Annotated in this window: 24 protein-coding genes and 2 pseudogenes; 14 read left to right on the top strand and 12 right to left on the bottom strand. The window is 73.4% G+C overall.

Annotation, left to right across the window (positions count from 1 at the left end; translation table 11 throughout):
• Window positions 1-90: 90 nt before the first annotated feature.
• On the top strand, window positions 91-900 hold the full coding sequence (locus IE142_RS15030) for a hypothetical protein (RefSeq protein WP_191886235.1): 810 nt from the start codon (window positions 91-93) through the stop codon (window positions 898-900).
• 19 nt (window positions 901-919) lie between these two features.
• Here the strand turns inward: IE142_RS15030 and IE142_RS15025 are convergent, their stop codons facing one another.
• Window positions 920-1,303, bottom strand: coding sequence for a DUF3037 domain-containing protein (locus tag IE142_RS15025; RefSeq protein WP_043375395.1), 384 nt, complete (start codon window positions 1,301-1,303; stop codon window positions 920-922).
• Entirely contained in the window at window positions 1,300-2,061 is a 762-nt protein-coding gene (locus tag IE142_RS15020) for a HipA family kinase (RefSeq protein WP_191886234.1), read from the bottom strand. Before IE142_RS15020 ends, IE142_RS15025 begins: the two co-directional genes overlap by 4 nt.
• Before the next feature lie 236 nt (window positions 2,062-2,297).
• On the opposite strand from IE142_RS15020, the gene rpmF reads away from it, so the two are divergent.
• Window positions 2,298-2,468 (top strand): 50S ribosomal protein L32, encoded by a 171-nt coding sequence (gene rpmF, locus IE142_RS15015; protein ID WP_191886233.1) that lies wholly within the window; start codon window positions 2,298-2,300, stop codon window positions 2,466-2,468.
• A gap of 393 nt (window positions 2,469-2,861) precedes the next feature.
• Here rpmF and IE142_RS37515 read toward each other — a convergent pair.
• Window positions 2,862-3,227 (bottom strand): annotated as a pseudogene (locus IE142_RS37515) (ABC transporter substrate-binding protein); the annotation flags it as partial.
• Between the two features lie 255 nt (window positions 3,228-3,482).
• On the opposite strand from IE142_RS37515, the pseudogene IE142_RS38745 reads away from it, so the two are divergent.
• From IE142_RS38745 to IE142_RS14985, 5 genes and pseudogenes are all read left to right on the top strand, one after another.
• Window positions 3,483-3,737, top strand: a pseudogene (locus IE142_RS38745) (transcriptional repressor); the annotation flags it as partial.
• 370 nt (window positions 3,738-4,107) lie between these two features.
• Entirely contained in the window at window positions 4,108-5,595 is a 1,488-nt protein-coding gene (locus IE142_RS15000; protein WP_191886232.1) for an ABC transporter substrate-binding protein, read from the top strand.
• The gene (locus tag IE142_RS14995; protein ID WP_191886231.1) at window positions 5,592-7,358 is read left to right on the top strand and encodes an ABC transporter permease subunit; all 1,767 of its coding nucleotides are present in this window, start codon (window positions 5,592-5,594) and stop codon (window positions 7,356-7,358) included. Before IE142_RS15000 ends, IE142_RS14995 begins: the two co-directional genes overlap by 4 nt.
• Window positions 7,327-8,286, top strand: a complete 960-nt coding sequence (locus IE142_RS14990; protein WP_191886230.1) for an ABC transporter ATP-binding protein — start codon at window positions 7,327-7,329, stop codon at window positions 8,284-8,286. Before IE142_RS14995 ends, IE142_RS14990 begins: the two co-directional genes overlap by 32 nt.
• On the top strand, window positions 8,283-8,963 hold the full coding sequence (locus tag IE142_RS14985; protein ID WP_191886229.1) for an ATP-binding cassette domain-containing protein: 681 nt from the start codon (window positions 8,283-8,285) through the stop codon (window positions 8,961-8,963). Before IE142_RS14990 ends, IE142_RS14985 begins: the two co-directional genes overlap by 4 nt.
• Here the strand turns inward: IE142_RS14985 and IE142_RS14980 are convergent.
• Entirely contained in the window at window positions 8,888-9,274 is a 387-nt protein-coding gene (locus IE142_RS14980; protein ID WP_268252963.1) for an SDR family NAD(P)-dependent oxidoreductase, read from the bottom strand. The genes IE142_RS14985 and IE142_RS14980 overlap by 76 nt on opposite strands.
• A gap of 47 nt (window positions 9,275-9,321) precedes the next feature.
• Between IE142_RS14980 and IE142_RS14975 the strand changes: the two genes are divergently transcribed.
• The 3 genes from IE142_RS14975 (at window position 9,322) to IE142_RS14965 (ending at window position 10,560) form a co-directional block, all read left to right on the top strand.
• Entirely contained in the window at window positions 9,322-9,495 is a 174-nt protein-coding gene (locus IE142_RS14975; protein WP_191886228.1) for a hypothetical protein, read from the top strand.
• A gap of 163 nt (window positions 9,496-9,658) precedes the next feature.
• On the top strand, window positions 9,659-10,147 hold the full coding sequence (locus IE142_RS14970; protein ID WP_191886227.1) for a Rieske (2Fe-2S) protein: 489 nt from the start codon (window positions 9,659-9,661) through the stop codon (window positions 10,145-10,147).
• Window positions 10,144-10,560, top strand: a complete 417-nt coding sequence (locus IE142_RS14965; RefSeq protein WP_370466353.1) for a pyridoxamine 5'-phosphate oxidase family protein — start codon at window positions 10,144-10,146, stop codon at window positions 10,558-10,560. Before IE142_RS14970 ends, IE142_RS14965 begins: the two co-directional genes overlap by 4 nt.
• Before the next feature lie 77 nt (window positions 10,561-10,637).
• Here the strand turns inward: IE142_RS14965 and IE142_RS14960 are convergent, their stop codons facing one another.
• Window positions 10,638-11,540, bottom strand: a complete 903-nt coding sequence (locus IE142_RS14960; RefSeq protein ID WP_191886226.1) for a LysR family transcriptional regulator — start codon at window positions 11,538-11,540, stop codon at window positions 10,638-10,640.
• A gap of 74 nt (window positions 11,541-11,614) precedes the next feature.
• Here IE142_RS14960 and IE142_RS14955 point away from each other — a divergent pair, with 74 nt between their 5' ends.
• Window positions 11,615-12,583: a DMT family transporter gene (locus IE142_RS14955; protein WP_191886225.1), complete on the top strand. Its 969-nt coding sequence runs from the start codon at window positions 11,615-11,617 to the stop codon at window positions 12,581-12,583.
• Window positions 12,584-12,632: 49 nt separating this feature from the next.
• On the opposite strand, the gene IE142_RS14950 is transcribed toward IE142_RS14955, so the two are convergent.
• Complete coding sequence (locus tag IE142_RS14950; protein ID WP_191886224.1) at window positions 12,633-13,970, bottom strand: aminotransferase class I/II-fold pyridoxal phosphate-dependent enzyme; 1,338 nt, start codon at window positions 13,968-13,970, stop codon at window positions 12,633-12,635.
• Between the two features lie 35 nt (window positions 13,971-14,005).
• On the opposite strand from IE142_RS14950, the gene IE142_RS14945 reads away from it, so the two are divergent.
• On the top strand, window positions 14,006-14,701 hold the full coding sequence (locus tag IE142_RS14945) for a pyridoxamine 5'-phosphate oxidase family protein (protein WP_191886223.1): 696 nt from the start codon (window positions 14,006-14,008) through the stop codon (window positions 14,699-14,701).
• A 33-nt stretch (window positions 14,702-14,734) separates the two neighbouring features.
• Here the strand turns inward: IE142_RS14945 and IE142_RS14940 are convergent, their stop codons facing one another.
• The 3 genes from IE142_RS14940 to IE142_RS14930 form a co-directional block, all read right to left on the bottom strand.
• Entirely contained in the window at window positions 14,735-15,679 is a 945-nt protein-coding gene (locus IE142_RS14940; protein WP_191886222.1) for a DMT family transporter, read from the bottom strand.
• 187 nt (window positions 15,680-15,866) lie between these two features.
• A complete protein-coding gene (locus IE142_RS14935) occupies window positions 15,867-16,871 on the bottom strand; it encodes an EamA family transporter (protein ID WP_191886221.1) in 1,005 nt (334 codons plus the stop codon).
• A 46-nt stretch (window positions 16,872-16,917) separates the two neighbouring features.
• Entirely contained in the window at window positions 16,918-17,460 is a 543-nt protein-coding gene (locus tag IE142_RS14930) for a Clp protease N-terminal domain-containing protein (RefSeq protein ID WP_191886220.1), read from the bottom strand.
• 197 nt (window positions 17,461-17,657) lie between these two features.
• On the opposite strand from IE142_RS14930, the gene IE142_RS14925 reads away from it, so the two are divergent.
• Window positions 17,658-17,846, top strand: coding sequence for a hypothetical protein (locus tag IE142_RS14925; protein WP_191886492.1), 189 nt, complete (start codon window positions 17,658-17,660; stop codon window positions 17,844-17,846).
• A gap of 80 nt (window positions 17,847-17,926) precedes the next feature.
• Here the strand turns inward: IE142_RS14925 and IE142_RS14920 are convergent, their stop codons facing one another.
• Window positions 17,927-18,592 carry a PadR family transcriptional regulator gene (locus IE142_RS14920; protein WP_191886471.1) on the bottom strand — a complete coding sequence of 222 codons (666 nt, stop codon included), beginning with the start codon at window positions 18,590-18,592 and terminating at the stop codon, window positions 17,927-17,929.
• 149 nt (window positions 18,593-18,741) lie between these two features.
• Between IE142_RS14920 and IE142_RS14915 the strand changes: the two genes are divergently transcribed.
• Window positions 18,742-19,551 (top strand): PhzF family phenazine biosynthesis protein, encoded by an 810-nt coding sequence (locus IE142_RS14915; RefSeq protein ID WP_191886219.1) that lies wholly within the window; start codon window positions 18,742-18,744, stop codon window positions 19,549-19,551.
• Window positions 19,552-19,663: 112 nt separating this feature from the next.
• Here the strand turns inward: IE142_RS14915 and IE142_RS14910 are convergent, their stop codons facing one another.
• Both IE142_RS14910 and IE142_RS14905 read right to left on the bottom strand, forming a co-directional pair.
• Window positions 19,664-20,491 (bottom strand): CPBP family intramembrane glutamic endopeptidase, encoded by an 828-nt coding sequence (locus IE142_RS14910; protein WP_229830524.1) that lies wholly within the window; start codon window positions 20,489-20,491, stop codon window positions 19,664-19,666.
• Between the two features lie 124 nt (window positions 20,492-20,615).
• Window positions 20,616-22,133, bottom strand: a complete 1,518-nt coding sequence (locus IE142_RS14905) for a glutamate-cysteine ligase family protein (RefSeq protein WP_043375368.1) — start codon at window positions 22,131-22,133, stop codon at window positions 20,616-20,618.
• Between the last annotated feature and the right edge of the window lie 323 nt (window positions 22,134-22,456).

The following is a 22,456-nucleotide window of genomic DNA, read 5'->3' as shown; positions in this document are numbered from 1 at the left end:
CAACCCGATCGGACCAGCGCCGCGGGCCCCCGCACCGCCGTGGCCCTAGCGTCGGAGGCCGAGCCCCTCGTGGCCGGAAAGGAGGCGTCCATGCGCCGTCGTACCGGTGCCGCAGGCATAGCCGTCGCGATCGCCGCGATCGTGCCGCTGGCCGACCCCGCACACGCCCAGGAGCCGGATTCCTGGACCCACATCCACCGGAAGGCGGCCCCGTCCGTCTCCGACGACGACCCGGGCGACGCGGCCGCGTTCGCTCCTGACCCGTACGCGCCCGACGCGCTCTCGCCGGACGCACTCGGCGACGGCTGGTCCGGCGAGGGACCGGCCGACGGAGCCGGAGCCGGCACGGGCCGGCAGGACGAGGGCGGACTCGAGGAGTACGACCCCGACGAGAACGGACTCGACGAGCACCGCCCGGACCAGGGCGGAAACGGCCAAGCCGGGGACGGCCAAGACGGAAACGGCCAGGGCGGAAACGGCCAGAACGGATTCGGCCAGGGCGGACTCGACGAGGGCCGACCCGCCGACGGAGGGCCCGCCCAGCTCCGGCCCGAGGAGGGCCGGCTCGACCAGGGCCGGCTCGACCAGGGCGGCCGGATCGATCAGGTCGGGTTCGACGCCGCCCGGGAGGCGGTCGGTGGCGCGGCCGACGGCGCACCGCCGCGGCGGGACTCGTCTCCGACGATCTCCGCGACCTCCAAGCCACGCCCTACACCGACCACGGCCGTGCCGGGTCCCACCACCTCTCCGACCGTCACGCCGACGCTCGGTACCCAGGGCGGACTGGGCGGGGCCTCGGGGATCGGGCCGAGCGGCCGGGACGTCGGCATCGGCCTGACCTGCGTGGCGAGCGCCGCGATCGCCGCCGCCTACGTATTCCGGCGCCGCCGGCGCGCCTGACCCGGGCAGGCGGGGCCACCTACCGCACCAGCAGGTCGAGGAGCCGTTCCGTCTCCCCCGCCGGGTCGGCCGTGAGGCCGGTGTGGACGGGGCCCGGCTGGACGATCGTGGAGCGGGGCGCGATCAGCCAGCGGAAGCGGCGGCCCGGGTCGTCGCCGGCCGCCTGTCCCGCCGCGTCCCCGCCGGCACACACGCCCTCGACGGCACGCAGTGCGGCGCGGACGCCGGGCAGGTCCGCGTGCGGGTCGAGGGCGAGCAGCCGGTTCTCGTCGAGGTGGGTACGGACCCCGACGAAGGACTTGGCCCGGCAGTACACGAGCACTCCGGCGTTGACGCACTCCCCGCGCTCGACGCGGGGCACGACGCGCAGCAGGGCGTACTCGTAGACGTGGCGGTCGCTCACCGGTCCCCCTGGGTCGTGATGCGTTCGTGGATGGTGGCGGCCCGCTCGCGCAGGGGCCGCGCATAGGCGCGGCGCAGGTCGTCGGGGGTCGCGAAGCCGGGTTCGTCCAGCAGCCAGACGTCCGGGATCCGAGCGGTGACCTCGGCGAGGAGTTCCTCGGTGACCAGGGGGGCGAGCGCGGCGGCGGCCGAGCGGATGTCCGGGGCGAAGCGCGCGAGGGCGTGGCCCGAGGCGTCGTAGGGCCGTGCCGCGGAGGTCGCGGCGCCGGGCCAGTTGTGGTGCCAGATCATGGTCGCCCCGTGGTCGACTAGCCACACCTCGCCCTGCCACCGCAGCAGATTGGGGTTGCGCCAGGACCGGTCGACGTTGTTGACCAGCGCGTCGAACCACACGATCCGCCCGGCCTCCTCGGAGCTCACGTCGAAGGCGAGCGGGTCGAAGCCGAGGGCGCCGGAGAGGAAGTCCATGCCGAGATTGGTGCCGCCGCTCGACTTGAGCAGTTCCTGCACCTGCTGCTCGGGTTCGCCGAGCCCGAGCACCGGATCGAGGTCGACCGTCACCAGCCGCGGCACCCGGAAGCCCAGCCTGCGGGCGAGTTCCCCGCAGACCACCTCGGCGACGAGCGTCTTGCGCCCCTGCCCGGCGCCGGTGAACTTCAGGACGTAGGTGCCGAGGTCGTCGGCCTCGATCAGCCCGGGCAGCGAGCCGCCTTCACGCAGGGGGGTGATGTAGCGGGTGGCGGTGACGTTTCTCAGCATTCCCGAAGCCAACCTGTCTTAGTGGCCTTGCTTTCCATGGCCGCCTCCTGGGGTGTCCGCCGGACGGAATCGCACGGATGAGCCGCGTGCATAGTAACCGAGGGTGATCGTCTACGAGGAACGCCCCGACCCACCGGGCCCGGTGACCACGGACTCCACACTCGGCCGACTGCATCGTAATGACATCCATTTTCATGTACTGTCTGCCTCGCTCACCGTTCGCACCGGAGGTCCCCATGGCCGTACCCAAACGCAAGATGTCGCGCAGCAACACCCGGCACCGCCGTGCCCAATGGAAAGCGGAGACACCGCAATTGGTGACCGTCACGGTGGACGGGGCCCCGCACCGCGTCCCCCAGCGGCTGGCCAAGGCGTACGAGCGCGGCCTGCTCCGGCCCGAGGGCTGACCCTCAACCGAGACTCCGGGCCGGGTGGTGGTCGCAGCCACGGCACCGTCCGGCCCGGCGAGACCGTCACCGCGATCGACTACGACTTCGCACGCTTCGACGGTCTTGCGAGCCTCACCGGCGCGATGCTGCGCACCGTGCTCTTCGACCGGTGGGTGGCGGGCTTCCTGACCGCACATCCCGACGGGACCGTGGTCGAGATCGGCGGCGGTGATCGGGGGGAAGAGTGCGGCAAAGGCGTCCCACGGGGTCCGGCACCCGGCCGCAGAACTGCCGGTCACCCTGGAGACGAACCGACCAAGGGCAACGCCGTGCACGCGGGGAAGTCGGCGTAGAGCCGGCCCGCGGGCAGCTCCCGGACCGACGCCCGCACGCCGATCTCCTTCAGGTCCCGAGAGCGCTGAGCGAGTGCAGGACGTCGGCGGAGGTCAGCTGGGAGCCGTCGGTGAAGCGGACGCCGGGACGCACGTGCAGCGTGCAGGCCGACAGGTCGTCGGAGATGCCGATCCCCTTGAGCACGCCTCAGCGCACCCCGTCGGGACCGCTGGGGTCGAGGTCGCCCAGGGTCCCGTGCCACGCCCGGGCACGCACGAGGTCCGGTGCGGAAGGGCCGTTGAAGAAGTCGAGGGTTTCGCAGCCACCGCCGCCGACGAAGGCGGCCCGCGGCGTGCCGCCCGAGCGGGGCGAAACACGGATCCCGTTTTCCTGTCGGAGCCGACTCGTCGCGGTGGAGCACGCCGCCAGCAGGCCGGGTCCCACAGACCGCGTCCTGGTCGAACACGGCCGGCACGGCGAGACACTGGCCCGCCCCGACGCACCGGTCCCGATCGGCGCCGACTCCCCAGCGCTGCGAAAGCTCTGTCTGCCGAGGTCATGAGGGCCCCTCCCCCTGCAGCCGCACACGCGGTCGACAATGCGGCAGTCGCAGACACCCGCGGTGAGCCCTCCTTGAAGGTTGCATGGAAATGATTACCATGTGCGTCATCTCGCCAAGTGAGGCAACCGGCCCACGAGATGACGGTCCGCCGGCCGGTGACGGAGACCTTCGGCCGGCGCCCGACACGCAGCCAACCGGCCCCCACTCCACGGGAGGTGGGCGTCCTGCGCGACGCACCGACAACACAGTCACCAGCGCCATGGCGTCCGACGCGACAACGGAAGGCGGTGCTGAGCGCCCTGCACGACCGCGCCGGCTTCACCTCGGCCCAGGAACTGCACGAGGCGCTCGAGGCCGACGACGTCACCATCGGCCTGACCACGGTGTACCGGACCCTGCACACACTGGACCGCCTGGGACAGGTCGACGTCGTACGGGAGAGGACCGGGGAACGGCTGACCGACCCCGCCCCAGGGACGGACACCGCCACTACCTGGTCTGCCGCGACTGCGGCCTCAGCGCCGCCGTCGAGGCGGACGCGATGGAACGCTGGGCGGAAGACGTGGCCCGCAGCACGGGATTCGCCGAGGTCGAGCACACCGTGGAGCTGACCGGCGTCTGCCACCACTGCCGCGTCACCACCTGAGCGCCCCCGGTCGCACGGCCTGCGCGACGACCAGGGCAGAGCGGTGAAAATGATTGTCATCGTGCTACGGTCGTCCCACGCTCAACCATTGACCGGCCCTTTACCCGGAGTGACCCGTGCGCGTCCCTGCCCGTCTCCTGCATCTCCCCGCGGCACTCGCCGCCTCCGCCCTGCTCAGCGGCTGCTTCGCGACCACAGAGGCCACCGGCGCCGACGCGGGCGAGCGCATCCGTGTGGCGATGATGCAGCCGCCGCGTTCGGGTCTGTCCCCGCTCTCCGACGACGCCTTCAAGCTGTCGCGTTGGTCGACGGCGGAGACGCTCGTGAAGCTGGACGCGGACGGCGACGCCGAGCCCGCGCTCGCCACCGGGTGGAAGCAGTCCGGCCGGAGCTGGACCTTCACCCTCCGCGAAGGTGTCACCTTCCACGACGGCACCGAGCTGACCGCCGAGGCCGTGGTCCGTTCCCTCACCCGGGCAGCGGGCGCCTCCCCCAAGCCCCGCATCCTCGACGGCGTCGAGCTGACCGTGAAGGCGGGCCAGACCGGCACCGTGGTCGTCACCACCGCCGAGGAGGACCCCCTGGTACCGCAGCGGCTCAGCTCCCCGCAGCTGTCGATCCTCGCGGCGAAGGCGTACCGGGGGAAGACGGTGAACCCGGTCGGCGCCGGCACCGGCCCCTTCGAGCTGACCGAGGTCAACGGCACGTCCTCCGCCGCCCTCGACCGCTACGACGACTACTGGGGCGGCACGGCCAAGGCGCCCGGCATCGACGTGACGTTCGTGCCGGACGGCACCGCCCGCGCCGCCGCCCTGCGCAGCGGCGAGGCCGACATAGTGGAGGCGGTGCCCGTCTCGCAGGCCGCGCTGCTGGACGAGGAACTGATCACCGAAGTCCCGATGCCGCGCACCAACACCCTGTACCTCAACACGGAGAAGGGCGCCTTCAAGGACCCGGCGCTGCGGGCCGCGGCCCGGGAGGCGATCGACGCCGAGTCGATCGTGAAGGGCGTGTACGAGGGCAGAGCGGACGTGGCCGAGGGGCTGCTCGGGCCCGCGCTGCCGTGGGCGGCCGGCCTGCGCGAGCCGGTGCGGCGCGCGGAGGCGGGCGATCCGGCGGGCCGGGCCATCACCATCGGCACGTTCACCGACCGGGCCGAGCTGCCCGAGGTTGCCGCCGCGCTGCAACAGCAGCTGAGGAAGGCCGGATTCCAGGTGAAGCTGGAGGTCCGCGAATACGCCAACATCGAGTCCGACGCCCTGGCGGGCGCGTTCGACGCGTTCATCCTCTCCCGGGCCACCGTCCTGGACTCCGGCGACCCGGCCGCGTACCTCTACAGCGACTTCGCCTCCGACGGCTCCTTCAACATCTCCCGGCTCGCCGACCCGGCTGTGGACAAGGCCCTGCACAAGGCGGGCGCCACGCCGACGGGTGACGCCCGCCGACGGGCGGTCGTCGAGGCCGAGGCCGCCGTGCTCGCCACCGACGCGGCCGTGCCGATGCTCCACGAGCGCGTGATCCAGGGCGACGCCGCCGACGTCGTCGGCGCGGCCCACGACCCGCGCGAGCGGGAGCTGGTCACGCTCGACACGCACGTCAAGTGAGGCGGTTCTCAGCGGGGTCGACCCGTGCCGTCTCCCTGCTCGCCGTGCTGGCCGCCGTCGGCCTGCTGCCCTGGCTCTCCGGCCGGGACCCGGCCCTGACCGTGCTGCGCGCCCGGTCCGCCGAGCAGGAGCCGACGGAGGAGGCGCTGTCCGCGATCCGCCGGGACCTGGGACTGGACGCCGGTCCGCTCTCCCTGCTCGGCGACTGGGCGGCCGGGCTGGTCCGTGGCGACCTCGGCACCTCGTGGGTGTCGGGGACGGACATCCTGCCGTCGGTCGTCTCCGGTCTCCAGGTGTCGCTGGGCCTGATGGCCGCCGCGCTGACCGTGGCGGTGCTGCTCGCCGTGGCGCTGGTGACACCCGTACTGGTGCGGGGGCGGGAGTCGGCCGGGGCTTTCGCCGCCATGGCCGCCGCCGTGCCCGAGTTCCTCCTGGCCACCGTGGCGCTGCTGGTGTGCGGAGTGTGGCTGGGGTGGCTGCCGACGTCCGGCTGGCAGGGGCCCGAGTACATGGTCCTGCCGGCCCTCGCGCTCGGCGTCCCGGCGGGCGGCCTGCTCGGCCGGCTCGTCGCGGACGCGCTGCCCGCCGTGCTGGACGAACGGTGGGTGGAACTGTGGTGTGGCGCGGGAGTGAGCCGTGCCCGGATCTCGGCTGCCGCGCTGCGCCGCGTGCTGCCGCCGCTGGTCCCGCAGTTCGGGATGGTCGCCGTCGGCCTGACGGGCGGAGCGGTCGCGGTGGAGGCGGTGTTCGCGGTGCCCGGCATCGGGCGTACCGCCCTGGGCGCGGCCAAGTCGCAGGACCTGCCGCTGCTCCAGGGTTCGGTCCTCGCCCTCCTCGCCCTGGGCCTGGTCACCGGCGCGCTGGCCGCCCTCGTACGGCGCCGGCTCCTGGGCCCCGCCCTGCGCGACGCCGGGCTCGCGCTGCCCCCGGCCCGTCCGGTGCGGGCGCACCCGGTGATCCCGGCCCTCCTGGCCGCCGTACTGCTGACGGCGATCGGCTGGGGCCTGCTGCGCGACCCGTACGCGGTGGACACCACGGCCCGGCTGGCGTCGCCCTCGTGGGCGTATCCGCTGGGCACCGACGGGCTCGGCCGTGACGTACTGGCCCGGCTCGGGCACGGGGCCGCCTCCACGGTCGGCACGGCGGCGGGCGTCTGCCTGCTGAGCCTGCTGGTCGGGCTGGCGCTCGGCTTCCTGCCCGGCGTCGCGGCGGGCGCGGCGGACATCGCCAACGCGCTGCCGCCCGTGATCGTCGGCATCCTGGTCGCGGCGGCGGCCGGCCCCGGAACCGGCGGCGCCGCCCTCGCCGTCGCGCTGATCTCCTGGCCGCCCCTTGCGGCGCACGCGGCGGCGCTGGTGCAGGAGGTGCGGGCGTCGGCGTTCCTGACCGCCCAACGCGCCATCGGGGCACCGCCGTCGTGGATTCTCACCCGGCACGTCCTGCCGTCCGTCGCGGCCCCGGTCGCACGCCATGCCCTGCTGCGCCTGCCCGGCATCGCCCTCGCCCTCGCCTCCCTGGGCTTCCTGGGCCTGGGCGCCCAGCCGCCCACCCCCGAGTGGGGGCTGCTCCTCGACGAATCCCGCGCCTACATCGAACGCGCCCCCTGGGCCGCCCTCGCCCCGGCCGTGGCACTGGCCCTGCTGGCAGGTCTTGCCGTGTCGGGGGCGGCGTACGCGCGGGGCCGGGGAGCCCGGCGCGCGACCGGCCGCACTGTACGGAAGGAGACCGCCCATGTCGTCCGAGGCGCTGCTGTCGGTGCGTGACCTGCGGGTCGCGTTCGGCCCCGTCGAGGCGGTCCGCGGACTGTCCTTCGACGTCCGGGCACGCGAAGTGTTCGCCCTCGTCGGGGAGTCGGGCGCGGGCAAGTCCCTCACCGCACGGGCGCTGCTCGGCATGGTGCCGCGAGGCGCGACGACCGGTGGCCGCGTACGGCTGCGGGGTTCCGCCGATCTCGCGGCCGAACGCGGGCGCAGGATCACCCTCGTTCCGCAGGACGCCCTGTCCGCCCTCTCCCCCGTCCACCCGGTGGGCGACCAGCTCGCCGCCGCCGTACGGTCGGTGCGGCGCCTGTCCCGCGGTCAGGCGCGCGCCCGAGCCGTGGCGGCGCTGGACCGGGTCGGCATCCCGGACGCCGCTCGCCGGGCGCGGGCCTACCCGCACGAGTACTCGGGCGGCATGCGGCAGCGCGCGGTGATCGCCATGGCGACGGTCAACGAGCCCGACGTCGTCGTCGCCGACGAACCGACCACCGCGCTGGACGAGGAGCGCCGCGAGCAGGTGCTTCGGGTGCTCGCGGAGCAGCGGGAGGCGGTCGGCGCCGCGCTGGTGCTGGTCACCCATGACCTGGAGGTCGTACGGGAACACGCGGACCGCGTCCTGGTGATGTACGCGGGCCGGGCGGCCGAAGTCGGCCCGTCCGGACATGTCCTCGGTCGCCCGCGTGCCCCCTACACGGCGGGCCTGCTGGCCTCGCTCCCGCAGGACGGCCCCCGCCGGCACCGGCTGCCGGCGCTCCCCGGTACCCCGCCCGCGCCGGACGCCCTCGGGCCGGGCTGCGCCTTCGCACCGCGCTGCCCCCTGGCGACGGCCCCGTGCCGCGACCACGAACCCGAGGCGCGGACCGTGGACGGACGCCTGGTCGCCTGCCATCACGCCGATGACCTGTCCGACCCTCTCCGGGAGTTCGTGTGAACAGCCCCCTGCTGGACGTCCGCGACCTCGTCGTCCGCTACGGCCCGGTGACCGCCGTGGACCGTCTCTCGTTCACGCTGGACGCCGGTGAGACCCTCGCCCTCAACGGCCCCTCGGGCTGCGGCAAGTCCTCCACGGCCCTCGCGGTGCTCCGACTGCGCCGGCCCGATGGCGGGAAGGTCCGTTTCGAGGGCCGGGAGCTGACGAACCTGACGGAACGTGAACTGCGCCCGCTGCGCCCGCGCATGCAGCCGGTCTTCCAGGACCCCTACGGCTCCCTGAGTCCCCGCCATCGCATCCGCGACGCGGTGGCCGAGCCGCTCAAGGTCCAGGGCACCTGGAACCGCACCGACGGCCCCGCCCGCGTGGCCGAACTGCTCGACCGGGTCGGCCTCGACCCGTCGTACGGGGACCGGCGCCCGCACGAACTCTCCGGAGGCCAGTGCCAACGGGCCGGAATCGCCCGCGCCCTGGCCTCCCGGCCGCAACTGCTCGTCCTCGACGAGCCGGTGTCGGCGCTCGACGCGTCCGTGCGGGCCGGCGTGCTGAACCTGCTCTCCGACCTCCAGGACGACCTGGGCCTCGGCTACCTGTTCATCTGTCACGACCGGGCGGTGGTACGGCACTTCGCGGACCGGGTGGTCGAGATGCGGGACGGACGCGCCGTCCCCGCCTGACGTCCGGCAGGAGACCCGTTCAGACCCGCGCCGGAACCGAGGCTGATGACGGAGGCGTTGCCGGTCTTCTTCAGCTCCGGCAGTGCGGTCAGCATGAAGTTGCGGGTCGCGTACGGGCCGGTGTCCATCGCGAGGGCCCAGTCGTCGTCCGTCCGCTCCTCGAGCGGCTTCTGCCGCGACACGCTCGCGTTGTTCACCACGTCCAGGGAGCCGAACCGCTCGACGGCGGTGGCCACGGCGGTGTCGGCGACCGTCCGGTCGGCCACGTCGCCGCGCAGGAAGACGACGGCGTCGCCCAGCTCCTCGGCGATCGCCTGCCCGGCCCCCTCCTAAGGTCGACGACGGCCCGGGCGCCAAAGTGGGGTGGGCTGCCGAACGGACCCAGCAGTTCCTCACCCTGATGATCGACTTCAACCACGGCATCGAGCAGTTGGAGGCGCGCGTGGGCCCGCGCCGGCGGGACGGACACCCGTCCGTCGCGCGACGGCGCATCGCAGTGATCACGAGCGTCGCCGGCGCCTGGCGGGCATGACCCGACCACGGCCGGGAAAGGACCGACAGCAAAACGACAGCCGTGATTCACGCCCGTCCGACCGCCGGCGCGGCAGCATCTCGGCACGGCCTGAACAGCATGCGTCCCTGGGCCGTACCTCTCGGCAGATCGTCACGCATCCACCCCCGGAAGGAACCCCAGCATGACCAGCGCACCGTTTCACCCCGTGGGACCGGCCCGTCGTACCGTCGTGGCGGCGGCCGGAGCGGCAGGGCTCGCCGTCGCGCTGACCGCGTGCTCGGGCTCGGCGGACGACGCGTCGGACGACACCGGCGCCGCCGGCTCGCCGCCCGCCTCCCAGGACGCGGGCGGTGGAGAGTCGGGCGGCGGCGAGGAGGCCGGGGCCGCGCTCGCGGCGACCGCCGACATCCCCGAGGGCGGCGGGAAGGTTTTCGCCGACCGGAAGGTGGTGGTCACCCAGCCGACGGCGGGCGAGTTCAAGGCGTTCTCCGCCACCTGCACGCACCAGGGGTGCGCCGTGAAGAGCGTGGCCGACGGCGTCATCAACTGCCCTTGTCACAACAGCAACTTCTCTATCACCGACGGCAGCGTGCAGGGCGGTCCGGCGACCGAGCCGCTGGCCGCCGTGCGGATCACGGTCAGCGGGGACTCGATCCGGCTGACCGGATGACCGACTCCCAGCGCCGGGGCCGGAAGATCATGATGACGCCCGGTGAGCTGGACGCCTTCCTCACCACCCAGCGCACCTGCCGCGTCGCCACGGCCTCGGCCGACGGCACCCCGCTCGTGAGCACGCTCTGGTTCGCCCGGGACGGCTCCTCCATGTGGCTGTACTCGGTCGTGCGCAGCCGGGCGCTGGGCGGACCTGCGCCGCGACCCCGGGTGGCGATCGTGGTCGACCCCGGCGAGGAGTACGACGAGCTGCGGGGCGCGGAGCTGTCCGGCCGGGTGCAGTTCGTGGGCGGGGCACCGGGCAGGGGCGAGCTGTGCACCGAACTCGACTTCCCGAAGACGCTGTTCGCCCGCAAGAACTTCCGTCTGGAGGAGGTGTCGCACGACGGCCGTCACGCCTGCTGCGGCTGACGCCGGAGCAGGTCGTCTCCTGGGACTTGCGCGAACTGGCGGCGCGGTAGGACCCGTCAGGCCCTGCGCGGCGTCCCTCAGCCGAGCCCTTCCGCCACCGTCCGCAGCGCCTGAACCGCCGCCCGGATCGACGGGCGGCGGTCGGCGTCCGCGCGCCAGACGACGTACACGTGCCGGCGCACCCGCTGCCTGAGCGGCACGGTCAGTACTCCCTCGGGCATCGGGTGGCGGCCGAGCAGCGGGGCGATGCACACGCCTAGCCCCGCGGCGACCAGGCCGAGCTGCGTGTGGGTCTCGGCGGCCCGGTGGCCGATGATCGGCTCGATGCCCTTCGAGCGCAGGGTGAACATGAGCCACTCGTGGCAGAACTCGCCCTCTCCCCACGTGATCCACTCGTCCTCGGCGAACTCGGCGAGGTCCACCTCGTCCCGGCCCGCGAGCGGGTGGCCGACGGGCATGGCCACGTCGGCGGGGTCGTCCAGAAGCGGTGCCTTGACCAGGCCTTCGGGCAGCGGCATCGGCTTGTTGTACCAGTCGAGCACGACGGCCAGGTCGAGGTCGCCGCGCACCACGCCGTTGACCCCTCGTTCCGGTTCCAGCTCGCACGAGCGGATGCGCAGCGCGGCGTGCTCGGCCCGCAGGGCGGCCAGCGCCGTCGGGAACAGTCCGCGGGCGGCCGTGGGGAACGCCGACAGCCTCAGCTCGCCCGCCACCTGGCCCCGCTGCGCCTCCAGGTCGGCCTGGGCCAGTTCGACCTGGGAGAGGATGCGGGCCGCGTGCTCGGCGAGCAGCCGGCCCGCGTCCGTGAGCCGTACGCCGCGCCCGTTCTTGGCGAGCAGCCGCTGCCCGGCCTCGCGCTCCAGTTTGGCCATCTGCTGGGAGACGGCGGAGGTGGTGACGTGCAGTCCCGCGGCGGCGCCGCTGACCGATCCGTGCCGGGCCAGGGCATCGAGGGTGCGCAGGCGCTCCAGGTTGAACATGTAAGCGATGCTACGAGATATCCGGAGCGAAATCTCGATTGTGCTACGAGGACGGCTGCACCATCGTTGGCCGCATGAGCAGCGGTGTCACCTCCTCCCCCGCGGTCCGGCGCGCCGTCGACTGGCGGCTGCGTTTCGGGCTCCTCTCCCTCGTCTGGGGCTTCAGCTTCCTCCTCATGAAGGTGGGGACCGAGGCGTTCGCCCCGTTCCAGGTCACGCTGGGGCGACTGGTGTCCGGTACGGCGGTGGTGGCCGTGGCGATGGCGGTGAGGCGGGAGCGACTGCCGCGCGGGGTGTGGACCTGGGTGCATCTGGCGGTCGCCGGGTTCCTGTTGAACGCACTGCCGTTCTCCCTGTTCGCCTTCTCCGAGCTGACCATTCCGTCGTCCCTCGCGGGCATCTGCAACGCGACGTCGCCGCTGTGGGGCATGGCCCTCTCGCTGGTCGCCCTGTCGGAGGACCGGCCGACCCGGCGGCGGGTGGCGGGCCTGGGCATCGGCTTCCTCGGCGTCCTCACGGTGCTGGGTGTCTGGCAGGGCTTCCACGGCCTGGACGTCACGGGCACGGCGCTGGCGCTGCTGGCCTCGCTCAGCTATCCGGTCGGCTGGATCTACGTGCGCCGCACGCTGGCTGACTCCAGCCACTCCCACCTCTCCCTGACCGGCGCCCAACTGGGGCTCGCCACGCTTCAACTGGCGGTCGTGACGCCGCTGTTCACCTCGATGCCGGCCCGCTTCCCGGTCATGCCCCTGCTGGCGGTCGCGGCGCTGGGCACCCTGGGCACCGGGCTCGCCTTCCTGATCCAGTACGAGTTGGTCGCCGAGATCGGCCCGACGACGGCCCAAATGGTCACGTACTTCACGCCCGTCATCGCCACGGCCGCGGGCGTCGTGCTCCTCGGTGAGTCCCTTTCCTGGTCGACGCCTGTCGGCGCGGTGATCGTCCTGGCGGGCGCCGCGCTGACCCAGGCACGGCCGAGGCGGGCGACGGACACCGGGGAGCGGGCCGGGCGGACGCGAGAGCGCCGGAAGGCGCTGACGTAGGCGGGTCGGGCACGGCGACCGGCCCGGGACGGAACAAGCGGCCCAAGCGTCAGGCCCGGCTGTGCAGCCACCCCGCGCCCGGTCCCACCGCCGACGCGACCGCGTCCGCCAGCGGCTCGACGTCCGCCTCCCCGAGCGTCGATACGGTGATCCGGACAGCGGGCGGCGCGCTCACGCGGAAGCGCGCGCCGGGGGCGACGGCCCAGCCGGCCTGCAACAGCCGGGCGACGGTGCCGGTCTCGTCCGGCACCGGGATCCACACGTTCATGCCGCTGCGCCCGTACGCGGCGATGTCCCGGTCGGCGAGCGCGCCGAGCAGCGCGTCCCGCCGTCGTCCGTACGCCGCCGCCACGGCGGGCGTGTCAACCGAGCCGTCGGCCCACAGCCGGGCCACGGCTCGCTGGGTGATACGGCTGACCCAGCCGGGGCCAAGGCGCTGCCGCCCGCGCACCCGGTCGAGCGTGACGGCGTCCCCGGTGAGCACGGCGAGGCGCAGGTCGGGTCCGTAGGCCTTGGCGGCGGAGCGGACGAGGGCCCAGTGGTGCGTCGCACCGGCGAGGGGGTGCAGGGGCAGGTCGACGATGCGGTGGCCGTGGTCGTCCTCGATCAGCAGGGTCCGCGGGTGCTCGCGCAGCACGGCACGCAGGGCGCGGGCGCGGGTGGCGCTCACCGCGGCGCCGGTCGGGTTCTGCGCGCGGTCCGTGACGACCAGGGCGCGGGCGCCGGCCGTCAGGGCCCGGTGCACGTCGTCGGTCAGCGGCCCCTCGTCGTCGACGCCGACGGCGACCGTGCGCAGGCCGAGCGCGGGGACGAGGTCGAGGAGGCTGCCCCAGCCCGGGTCCTCGACGGCGACGGCGTCGCCCGGCCTCAGGTGGGCCGCCAGGACCCGCTCCATGGCGTCCAGCGACCCGGACGTGACGGCCACGGGCCCGTCCGGCACCCCGTCGGCGTCGAGTTCCGCGCGCGCGAGGCGCACCAGGTCCGCCTCCACGGGCGCGCCCCCGTACAGCACCGGCTCCCGGTCGCCCTGCTCGGCCGCCGCGACGAACGCCGGGCCCAGCGCGGGCAGCAGTGCCGGGTCCGGGTTGCCGTCGGAGACGTCCCGCACGCCCTCCGGCACGTCGACCCGGATGAACTCGCGTCCGGTGGTGGCCGGCTTCGCGCGCACCCTGCTGCCCCGGCGGCCGGCCGTCTCGATGACCCCGCGCTCGCGCAGGGTGCGGTAGGCGGCGGCGACGGTGTTCGGGTTCACGCCCAGCCGCTCGGCCAACTCCCGCATCGGCGGCAGTGGATGCCCCGGCTCCAGCTCCCCGGAGCCCACCGCACGCTCGACGCTCGCGGAAATCTCCGCTGCGCCCCGCCCTGTGATCCGATACTCTCCTAGCACAAAGCCAATTATGCACTAGTGCAATGGAGAGCGCCATGCAGGGGACCACGGAGACGCACCCGCCGACGCAGCCCGGCACCACCTACCGGCCCACCGACCGCACCGTCCCCACCCGCTCCGCCGAGCGGGCCTCGTACGACAAGGAGCTGGTGCACTCGATACTCGACGAGGGCTACGTCTGCCATCTCGGCTTCGTCCGCGACGGCGCGCCGGTGGTGCTGCCGACGCTGTACGGCCGGGTCGGCGAGCGGCTCTACGTGCACGGTTCGACGGGATCGCGCCCGCTGCGCATGACGGCCGCCGACCCGGGGCTGCCGGTCTGCCTGACGGTGACGCATGTGGACGCGCTGGTGCTGGCCCGCTCGGCCTTCCACCACTCGATCAACTACCGGTCGGTGGTGGTGCACGGCACCGCGTACGACGTGACGGACCCTCAGGAGAAGCGCACGGCCCTGGACGCCCTGGTCGACCACGTCGTGCCCGGCCGTTCCCGGGACTCCCGGCCGGCCGACAAGAAGGAGCTGGCCGCCACCGCCGTGATCCGCCTCGATCTGAACGAGGTCTCCGCCAAGCTCCGCACCGGCGGTGTCAACGACGAACCCGAGGACCTCGCCCTCCCGCACTGGGCCGGCCTCCTGCCGCTGCGCAAGGGCTACGACGCCCCGGTCGCCGACCCCGGCCTGGACGCCGGCACCGAGCTGCCCGGCTATCTGACGGCAACGGCCGGATAAGGGGGAGGCCTCCCGGACGGGAGGCCTCCGACGTCACGCCGCGGCCGGCCGCGCCCTCGCCTCCCGGGTCTCCCCCACCGCGAGCCCCGCCACCGAGCCGAGCATCAGCAGCGTGCCGGCCAGAGTCGCCGCGGTGAGGTGCTCTCCGAGCAGCAGGACTGCGAGCACCGCCGCGCTGACCGGCTCGAGGAGCATGATCACCGAGACGGTGGCGGACCGGACGACGGCCGCGCCGGCGAAGTAGAGCCCGTAGGCGAGGGCGGTCGGCACGGCCGCGACGTACGCCAGGAGCCACAGGAGCCGGACCGGGTCCGCGGTGTGCGGCACCAGCCCCTCCGCCAGGGCGAGCGGCAGCAGGCACAGGCTCGTCACGGCGAACGCCCCGACGGACGTACTGGCCGCGTCCGCCCCGCCGTCGCGCCCCCACCAGCGGGTGAGCAGGGTCATCACCGAGTACCCGGCCGCGGACAGCAGCGCGAGGAGCACCCCGGACAGGCGCACGGTGGTGCTTCCCCCGCCGAGGACGAGCACCGTCAGCCCGGCGAGGGCCCCAGCCACGGCCGCCGCTCCGCCCCGTCCCAGTCGCTCCCCGAGGGCGAGGCGCGCGCCGAGCGCGATCAGCACCGGGCCGGCGCCGAGCGTGACGACGGTGGCCACGGCGAGGCCGGTGGACTGCACCGCGGCGAAGTAGGCGGTCTGGAACACCGCCAGGCCGAGCCCGGTGACCAGGGCCCGCAGCCCCTTGCGGGCGAACGGCTCGCGCACGGCGGTGCGTGCGCGGCGGGCGCTCGGCAGGCGGACGGCGAGCAGCAGCACGAGCCCGATGGCGCAGCGCCAGAACGACAGGGCGACGGGCCCCATGTCGCTGGCCCGGTAGACCAGCGAGGCGGCGGCACCGGCGGTGCCCCAGGCGACACCGGCGACGATCAGGTAGAGGAGGCCACGCCCGACGGGCAGGCCGGTAACGGCATTCGACACGAGTTCTCTCCGCAGACGCGCACAGGGCGCGGGAGTTCTGAGCGGCCCCGGAACGACCGGGGGCGCGGGGACTGCGTCTGCGGGCAGCACCGTCCGGCCCGGCGACAGCGCGCCGGGCTGATCACAGGGCCCGCCTCAGGCGGCCGGAGGCGGCAGGACGAGTGCGTCGGAATGCATGATCCGCACCTTAGGCCGACCGGCCCCGGCCGGACAATTCCCGCTCCGGTCCGCCGCTCGCCACCGGGTCGGGGGAGCCCTGGGCAGGCGTGGACGACTGGGCGATGAAGGCGCCCACCAGCACCACGACTCCGCCGACGAGCTGCGGGGCGGAGAGGTGCTCGCCGAGCAGCACCCAGGCCAGGACGGTCGCGACGACCGCTTCCAGGCAGGCCACGACTCCGGCGATCTGCGGCGACAGCCGGCGCACGGCGACCACACCGGTGACGTAGGCGAGGACCGTGGCGATGAGCACGATCCAGGCCAGCAGCAGGGCGGCGGCGACGGGGGTGCCGTCCATCGGGGCGTCGTGCGCGAGAACGGACCAGTCCATCGACCAGGGGCGGGCGACGACGGTGAGCACGGCGGCCCCGACGAGCAGGCCGTAGGCGATGACACCGAGCGGGTCGGGGGCCTCGTCGCCGGCGTCGCTGCCCTGGTCCGACAGGACGAAGTAGCCGACCTGGCAGCAGGCGGCACCGAGCGCGAGCAGCAGACCGAGGGCGTCGAACCCCAGCCCCGCCCAGACCTCCACCACACAGGCGAGCCCGCCGACCGCGAGGACCACCCCGAGCGCCGCGGCCCGCGTCACCGGCCGCCGCTGCACGAACCGCACCCAGCCCAGCACCAGGGCCGGTGCCAGGTACTCGACGAGCAGCGCGACACCCACGGGGATGCGGGAGATCGCCGCGAAGTAGCAAGCCTGGACCCCGGCCACGGCGAAGAGCCCGAACCCGGCGAGCAGCGCGGGCCGGCGGCGCAGCAGAGCACGGTGGCGCACGGCGAGCGGCAGCATCACCAGGGCCGCGCCGGCCACGCGCAGCCAGACCACGTGAAGCGGGTCGAGTCCGGCCTCGATCAGCGGCTTGGCCGCGACCCCGGACCCGCCGAAGGCGACCGCGGACGCGAGCGCCAGGCCGAGCCCGGCACCCTTCCCGCTGCTGCCGCGGGCGCTGTCAGACGTAAGCACCGGCACATGATGACAGGGGACGACATGAGCGTCACCCCCGATGACACCTGTCTCACCGACTGGACGTGCCCAGGTGGTCCGCGACCCGGGCCCGCACCGCGCGCGGTTCGACGGCGGCCCGGCCGAGCACCTCGACGGCGCGCGCCTGTGGGTCGGTGATTAGGGCGGCGAGCAGATCGACGCCGCAGGCCCGGGTCAGCCCGCGCCGAACTGCGCGCGCACGCGCCTCTTCCACGGCCGCGGCGGCCAGTGGCGAGAAGCCGGCGCCCCGGGTCACCACGGGTACGGCGCCGGAATCCTCCACGGTGCTCTGCCAGCGCAGGCCGTAGCCGATACTGCGCTGCACGAGGTAGCCGAGCAGCCGGGCGATCTGCGGACCGTCGCCGAGGAGGGCACGGGCCTCTGGGTCGTACTCCAGGAGGGAGTGCAGCAGGTGGGCGGTGTCGATCTGCCGGTCGCCGTCCCGCACCGCTCTGCGGCGGGCGCCCGAGACCACCGAGGCGAGTTCCGGGCTGAACCGGGCATCGGCATCGGTACCGTCCGAGGGCCGGACGCCTTGCTCGCCGGCCGACTGCCGGGGGATACGGGGTTGCACATCCCCCAGCTCATCAGCTTCAGCGGACCGGGTCATCCCCGAAAGGAAGCATTTCGCGTCCCACGCAGAGTGGACCCGCCCGGCCGGAATCTCCTCCTTACGGATGAGATCAGGCTGTTTCGCCCGCCGGGCGCGCGCCGCTTTGCCGCGCGCCCTCGTGGGCGACCGAAGGGTATCGTCGCGGGTCCAACCGGGGCATGAGGAGCAGCCGGTGGCCCGTGGCCCTGCCCGCCGTCGACGGGCGGCAGTACGTGTACCGGGTGTACGCCCCCGAGGAGGCACTGCACGCCGACCTGTTCTGGGAGGCGTGGCACTGCCACGACGAGAGCGTCCTCCCGCACGCGCGGGACGTCTTCGACACGGCGGTGATACGGCGGGTCGACTGAACCGCCCGCACAGGTCGACCGAACCGCCCGCGCAAAAGGGTGCCCCGCGGATCGCTCCGCGGGGCACGGGATCTCGGCGGTCAGTCCTCGTCGGCGAGGATCAGGTACAGCTTCTTGCGGGCGTCACCGATGACGGCGAGGGCCTTCTCCCGCTGCTCCTTGCTGCCGGTCTTCCAAACCTGGCCGATGGCTTCCATGAGACCGAAACCGGCCTGCCGGATCTCGCTCAGGGCCTCCCAGTCGACGCCCCGCGAAGCCTCCTCCCAGGGCGCCTCGGGGCCCTCCTCCGCGGTGGCTCGGCCGGCCTCGGTGAGCGCGAAGAGCTTCTTGCCGCCCTCGCTCTCGCTGGCGATCAGGCCCTCGTCCTCCAGCAACTGGAGGGTCGGGTACACCGAGCCGGGGCTGGGCTTCCACGCCCCGCCGCTGCGCTCGGCGATCTCCTGGATCATCTCGTAGCCGTGCATCGGCCGGTCCTTCAGCAGGGCCAGGATCGACGCTCGTACGTCTCCGCGCCGGGCCCTGCCCCTGGGGCCGCCGCGCCCTCGGCTGCCCCAGGGGCCGCCGTGGCCGAACCCGGGCCCGAAGGGCCCGCCGGGACCGCCGCCGGGACCGCCCGGTCCGAAGGGGCCGAAGGCGGCACGCCGTCCGTCGAAACCCTCGAAGCCACCGAAATCGCCGCGGCCGGGCCGGCCGGGGAAACCACCCTGTGCGCCGCCGTGCCCACGCTCATGTCCGTGAGTGCGCATCACGATCACTCCCATTCAGTCGTTGATCTGCCGCGAACTATTGGCGATACTTCAACGATATATCGGAAAGAATCGACCGGCAAGCCTCCGGTCCAGAACCCCCGGATTGGCCTTGGTGCGCCGTGTCGGCCAGCGTTTAGCGTCGGGGCATGCGCATCCGAATCGTCGACGCCTTCACCGACCGGCCCTTCGCCGGCAACCCCGCCGGAGTCCTGCTCCTCGACGCCTTCCCGGACGACGACCGGCTCCAGAAGATCGCTCTGGAGGTCAACCACGCCGAGACCGCGTTCGCCCACCGGCTGCCCGAGGGCGGTGACGCCGACTGGGCGCTGCGCTGGTTCACACCGGCCACCGAAGTCGCGCTGTGCGGCCACGCGACGCTCGCCACGGCCCACGTCCTGCGCACCTCCGGCGCCCACGAGGGACGGGTGCGGTTCGCGACCCGAAGCGGCGTCCTGGTCGCGTCACCGGGCGAGGACGGCTCGATCATCCTGGACTTCCCGACCGCACCGCTCACGCCGGTCGAGCCCCCGGCGGGGGTCGCCGAGGCCCTGGGCGCAAAGCCCCGCACGGTCCTCGACACCGGGCCGGACCTCGGGGACCTGCTGGTCGAGGTCGCCGACGAGAGAACCGTCCGCGGTCTGACCCCGGACCACAAGGCCCTGGCCGCGCACTCCGAGCGGGGCATCATCGCCACCGCCCGTGCGGAGGACCCCGCCCGTGGCTACGACTACGTCTCGCGCTGCTTCTTCCCGAACGTCGGCATCGACGAGGACCCGGTCACCGGCAGCGCCCACACGGCCCTAGCCCCCTACTGGTCCGAACGCCTCGGCCGCCAGGACCTCACCGGGCTCCAGGCCTCACCCCGCTCCGGCCGTGTCCGCACGGAGCTGCGCGGCGAGCGCACGCTGCTGAGCGGCCGCGCGGTGACGGTGATCGAGGGTGAGCTGCTGGCGTGACCGGGTGGAGGGGGGCGCGGCGACGGGCGCCCGCGCCCCCCTTGCCGGGGGAGGGAAGCGGCGACCCTCACCCCCCCATAACCGGGTGGAACGGAACGGCGACCCGCGCCCTTCAGGCCGTGGGCAGCCAGTCCACCTTCCCGGCCAGTAGCGCGTAGCCCACGAAGGCCCCGATGTCGAGCAGCGAGTGCGCCACCACCAGCGGCCCCACGCGCCCCCACCGCCGGTACAGGTACACGAACACCACGCCCATCACCATGTTGCCGATGAAGCCGCCGATGCCCTGGTAGAGGTGGTACGACCCGCGCAGCACCGAACTGGCCGCCAATGACGCGCCCGGACTCCAGCCGAGCTGGTCGAGCCGGCGCAGCAGGTAGCCGACGACGATGACCTCCTCCAGTACGGAGTTCTGCACCGCCGAGAGGATCAGTACGGGGAACTTCCACCAGACGTCCGGCAGTGCCTCTGGGACCACCGTGAGGTTGAAACCGAGGCTCCGGGCGGCCAGGTAGAAGGCGATGCCGGTGCTGCCGATGACGGCGGCGATCGCGGCCCCGCGGCCCAGGTCCGGCCACGGACGGGTGCGGTCGAAGCCCAGGGTGCGCAGACCGCGCCCCTCGCGCAGCAGGAAGTGCGCGACGAGGGCGACCGGGACGAGCGCGGTGGTGATCCCGAAGAGCTGCCAGGCCAGATCCAGCCACGGACGGCCGGGCGCGGCGGAGGCGTTGAGGGTGGCCGCCTGGTCCCTGAGCCCGCCGGGGCGGGTGACCGACCCGACGAAGCTGATCAGGGCGGACACCCCGCTGGCGCCCAGGGAGAGCGCCAGGACGAGCAGCGTCTCGTCACGCAATGTGCGTCGCGAGAGCCCCTCCTGAGGAGCGGGCTCCCCCGGAACTGGCTTCTGAGGGATCGAATCGTCCACCGGGCCCGCCTCCGCCATGCACACCTGCCTCCAGCTGGGACGTCACAGCTTGCCCGATCAGTATGAGGCGGCGCGCGGCGGGGGTGCGGGCCCGCGCCCCGCGTCCCCGGGGCTCTGCGCGGCGAGGTGAGGGGCGGCTGCGTCAGCCCGTGGGCGCCGGCTCCGGCAGCCCCACCGGCCACAGGTGCACGGGATCGCCCTCGCGCATCAGCTCGACGTAGCGGCGGGTCGTGGCGGCCAGTGCCGCCTCCCGTGACAGGCCCGCCTCCAGGGCACCGTGGAAGGTTGCCGCCTGCCAGGACGCGCCGTTGACCCGGCGCCGGCACCGCTCGTCGATGACGCCGAGGTAGTAGTCGCGGTCGGCGGGCTCCACGCCCCACGCGTCCAGACCGGCTTCGGCGAGCGGCAGCAGTTCGTCGCGGACGAGGACGGCGGCGTCGACCTCGGTGGTGCCGCCCAGCCGGCCGCGCCGGGGCCACTCGAAGCGGGCGTCGATGCCGTGCCGGCACGCGGCCTCGAAGTTGGCGGCGGCGGCCTCGAACGGCAGCCGGTGCCACAGCGGGCGGGGCTCCTCGGCGAGCGCGCGCACGACACCGTAGTAGAAGGCCGCGTTGGCGATGACGTCGGTGACGGTGGGGCCCGCGGGCAGGACGCGGTTCTCCACGCGCAGGTGCGGGACGCCGTCGGCGATGTCGTAGACGGGGCGGTTCCAGCGGTAGACGGTGCCGTTGTGCAGGACCAGTTCGGAGAGGGAGGGCACACCGCCCGCGTCCAGGACCTCCAGCGGGTCCTCGTCGTCGCAGATCGGCAGCAGGGCCGGGAAGTAGCGCCGGTTCTCCTCGAACAGGTCGTACGCCGAGGTCACCCACCGCTCCCCGAACCAGGTGCGCGGGCGGACGCCCTGGGCCTGGAGCTCGGGCGGGCGGGTGTCCGTGGACTGCTGGAACAGCGGGGGCCGCGACTCGCGCCACAACTCGCGGCCGAAGAGGAAGGGTGCGTTGGCACCGAGGGCGATCTGCGCGGCGGTGACCGCCTGAGCGGCGTTCCACACGGCCGCAAAGCGGTCCGGGGTGACCTGCAGGTGCAGCTGCACCGAGGTGCAGGCGGCCTCGGGGGCGATGGACTTGGACGTGCAGGTCAGGCGCTCCACGCCTTCGATGTCGAGGGTGAAGTCCTCGCCGCGGGCGGCCACGATCTGCTCGTTGAGCAGGGCGTAGCGGTCGACGGCGGAGAGATTCGACGAGACCAGGTCGTCACGGTCCAACGTCGGCAGGATACCGATCATCGCGATTCCCGCGTCAACCTCGCCCGCCTTGCGGTCCGCATATGCCAGGGACGTACGGATCTCCTCGGCGAGACGGTCGAATACCCGGCCGCCCAGCCGGTGTGGCGCGATGTTGACTTCCAGGTTGAACATGGCGAGTTCTGTTTGGAAGTCCCGGCTGGCGATGCGTTCCAGGACTTGCGCATTCAACATTTTCGGCATCCCGTCGGTACCGACGAGATTCAATTCGATCTCCAGCCCCATCAGGTTCTTCGGGCGGTCGAACCGCTTCTCCGCCAGGAGTCGCTCCAGGCCGGTCAGGCACCGCTGGAGCTTCTCGCGGTAGCGCTGGCGATCGGACAGGTCGAACTGACCTGCCACGACCTTCTCCCCCATGGAAGCGTCCCTTCTCGGAGCGGTGCGTCGAAGATCCGGCCGCCGGTGGCCGGTCAGGTGGGATGATGCCCAGCCGAAGCGATCGATAACGTCCCCGCGCCGCCCCGGCACCCGCTACGCTGTCCCGATGTGACCGCTGGCACATTCATCGGGCATGACGATCGAGCAGTTTCTCCGGGGCGGCAAGTCGTGAAAAACGCCGACGACAATTGGCCGACCGCTCGGCGAACATTCCCTGAGGTCACCGCCTTACACCCGGTTCGAAATGCGGAGGATTCCAGCATATCGACGGCCTAATGCGGTCTTGCGCGGGTTACCGGAAT

The sequence above is a fragment of the Streptomyces mutabilis genome (assembly GCF_014649815.1).
GTDB classification, from domain to species: Bacteria; Actinomycetota; Actinomycetes; order Streptomycetales; family Streptomycetaceae; genus Streptomyces; species Streptomyces mutabilis.
The sequence above is the reverse complement of the archived record's forward strand: the minus strand, read 5'-3'. Positions and strand labels throughout refer to the sequence as shown.

What these genes read in the sequence shown, in the direction of transcription:
- IE142_RS15030 (WP_191886235.1), top strand. Translation starts at nt 91, where the DNA reads ATGCGCCGTCGTACCGGTGCCGCAGGCATAGCCGTCGCGATCGCCGCG.
- IE142_RS15020 (WP_191886234.1), bottom strand. Translation starts at nt 2,061, where the DNA reads ATGCTGAGAAACGTCACCGCCACCCGCTACATCACCCCCCTGCGTGAA.
- rpmF (WP_191886233.1), top strand. Translation starts at nt 2,298, where the DNA reads ATGGCCGTACCCAAACGCAAGATGTCGCGCAGCAACACCCGGCACCGC.
- IE142_RS14990 (WP_191886230.1), top strand. Translation starts at nt 7,327, where the DNA reads ATGTCGTCCGAGGCGCTGCTGTCGGTGCGTGACCTGCGGGTCGCGTTC.
- IE142_RS14970 (WP_191886227.1), top strand. Translation starts at nt 9,659, where the DNA reads ATGACCAGCGCACCGTTTCACCCCGTGGGACCGGCCCGTCGTACCGTC.
- IE142_RS14965 (WP_370466353.1), top strand. Translation starts at nt 10,144, where the DNA reads ATGACCGACTCCCAGCGCCGGGGCCGGAAGATCATGATGACGCCCGGT.
- IE142_RS14960 (WP_191886226.1), bottom strand. Translation starts at nt 11,540, where the DNA reads ATGTTCAACCTGGAGCGCCTGCGCACCCTCGATGCCCTGGCCCGGCAC.
- IE142_RS14955 (WP_191886225.1), top strand. Translation starts at nt 11,615, where the DNA reads ATGAGCAGCGGTGTCACCTCCTCCCCCGCGGTCCGGCGCGCCGTCGAC.
- IE142_RS14945 (WP_191886223.1), top strand. Translation starts at nt 14,006, where the DNA reads ATGCAGGGGACCACGGAGACGCACCCGCCGACGCAGCCCGGCACCACC.
- IE142_RS14925 (WP_191886492.1), top strand. Translation starts at nt 17,658, where the DNA reads ATGAGGAGCAGCCGGTGGCCCGTGGCCCTGCCCGCCGTCGACGGGCGG.
- IE142_RS14920 (WP_191886471.1), bottom strand. Translation starts at nt 18,592, where the DNA reads ATGCGCACTCACGGACATGAGCGTGGGCACGGCGGCGCACAGGGTGGT.
- IE142_RS14915 (WP_191886219.1), top strand. Translation starts at nt 18,742, where the DNA reads ATGCGCATCCGAATCGTCGACGCCTTCACCGACCGGCCCTTCGCCGGC.
- IE142_RS14910 (WP_229830524.1), bottom strand. Translation starts at nt 20,491, where the DNA reads ATGGCGGAGGCGGGCCCGGTGGACGATTCGATCCCTCAGAAGCCAGTT.
- IE142_RS14905 (WP_043375368.1), bottom strand. Translation starts at nt 22,133, where the DNA reads ATGGGGGAGAAGGTCGTGGCAGGTCAGTTCGACCTGTCCGATCGCCAG.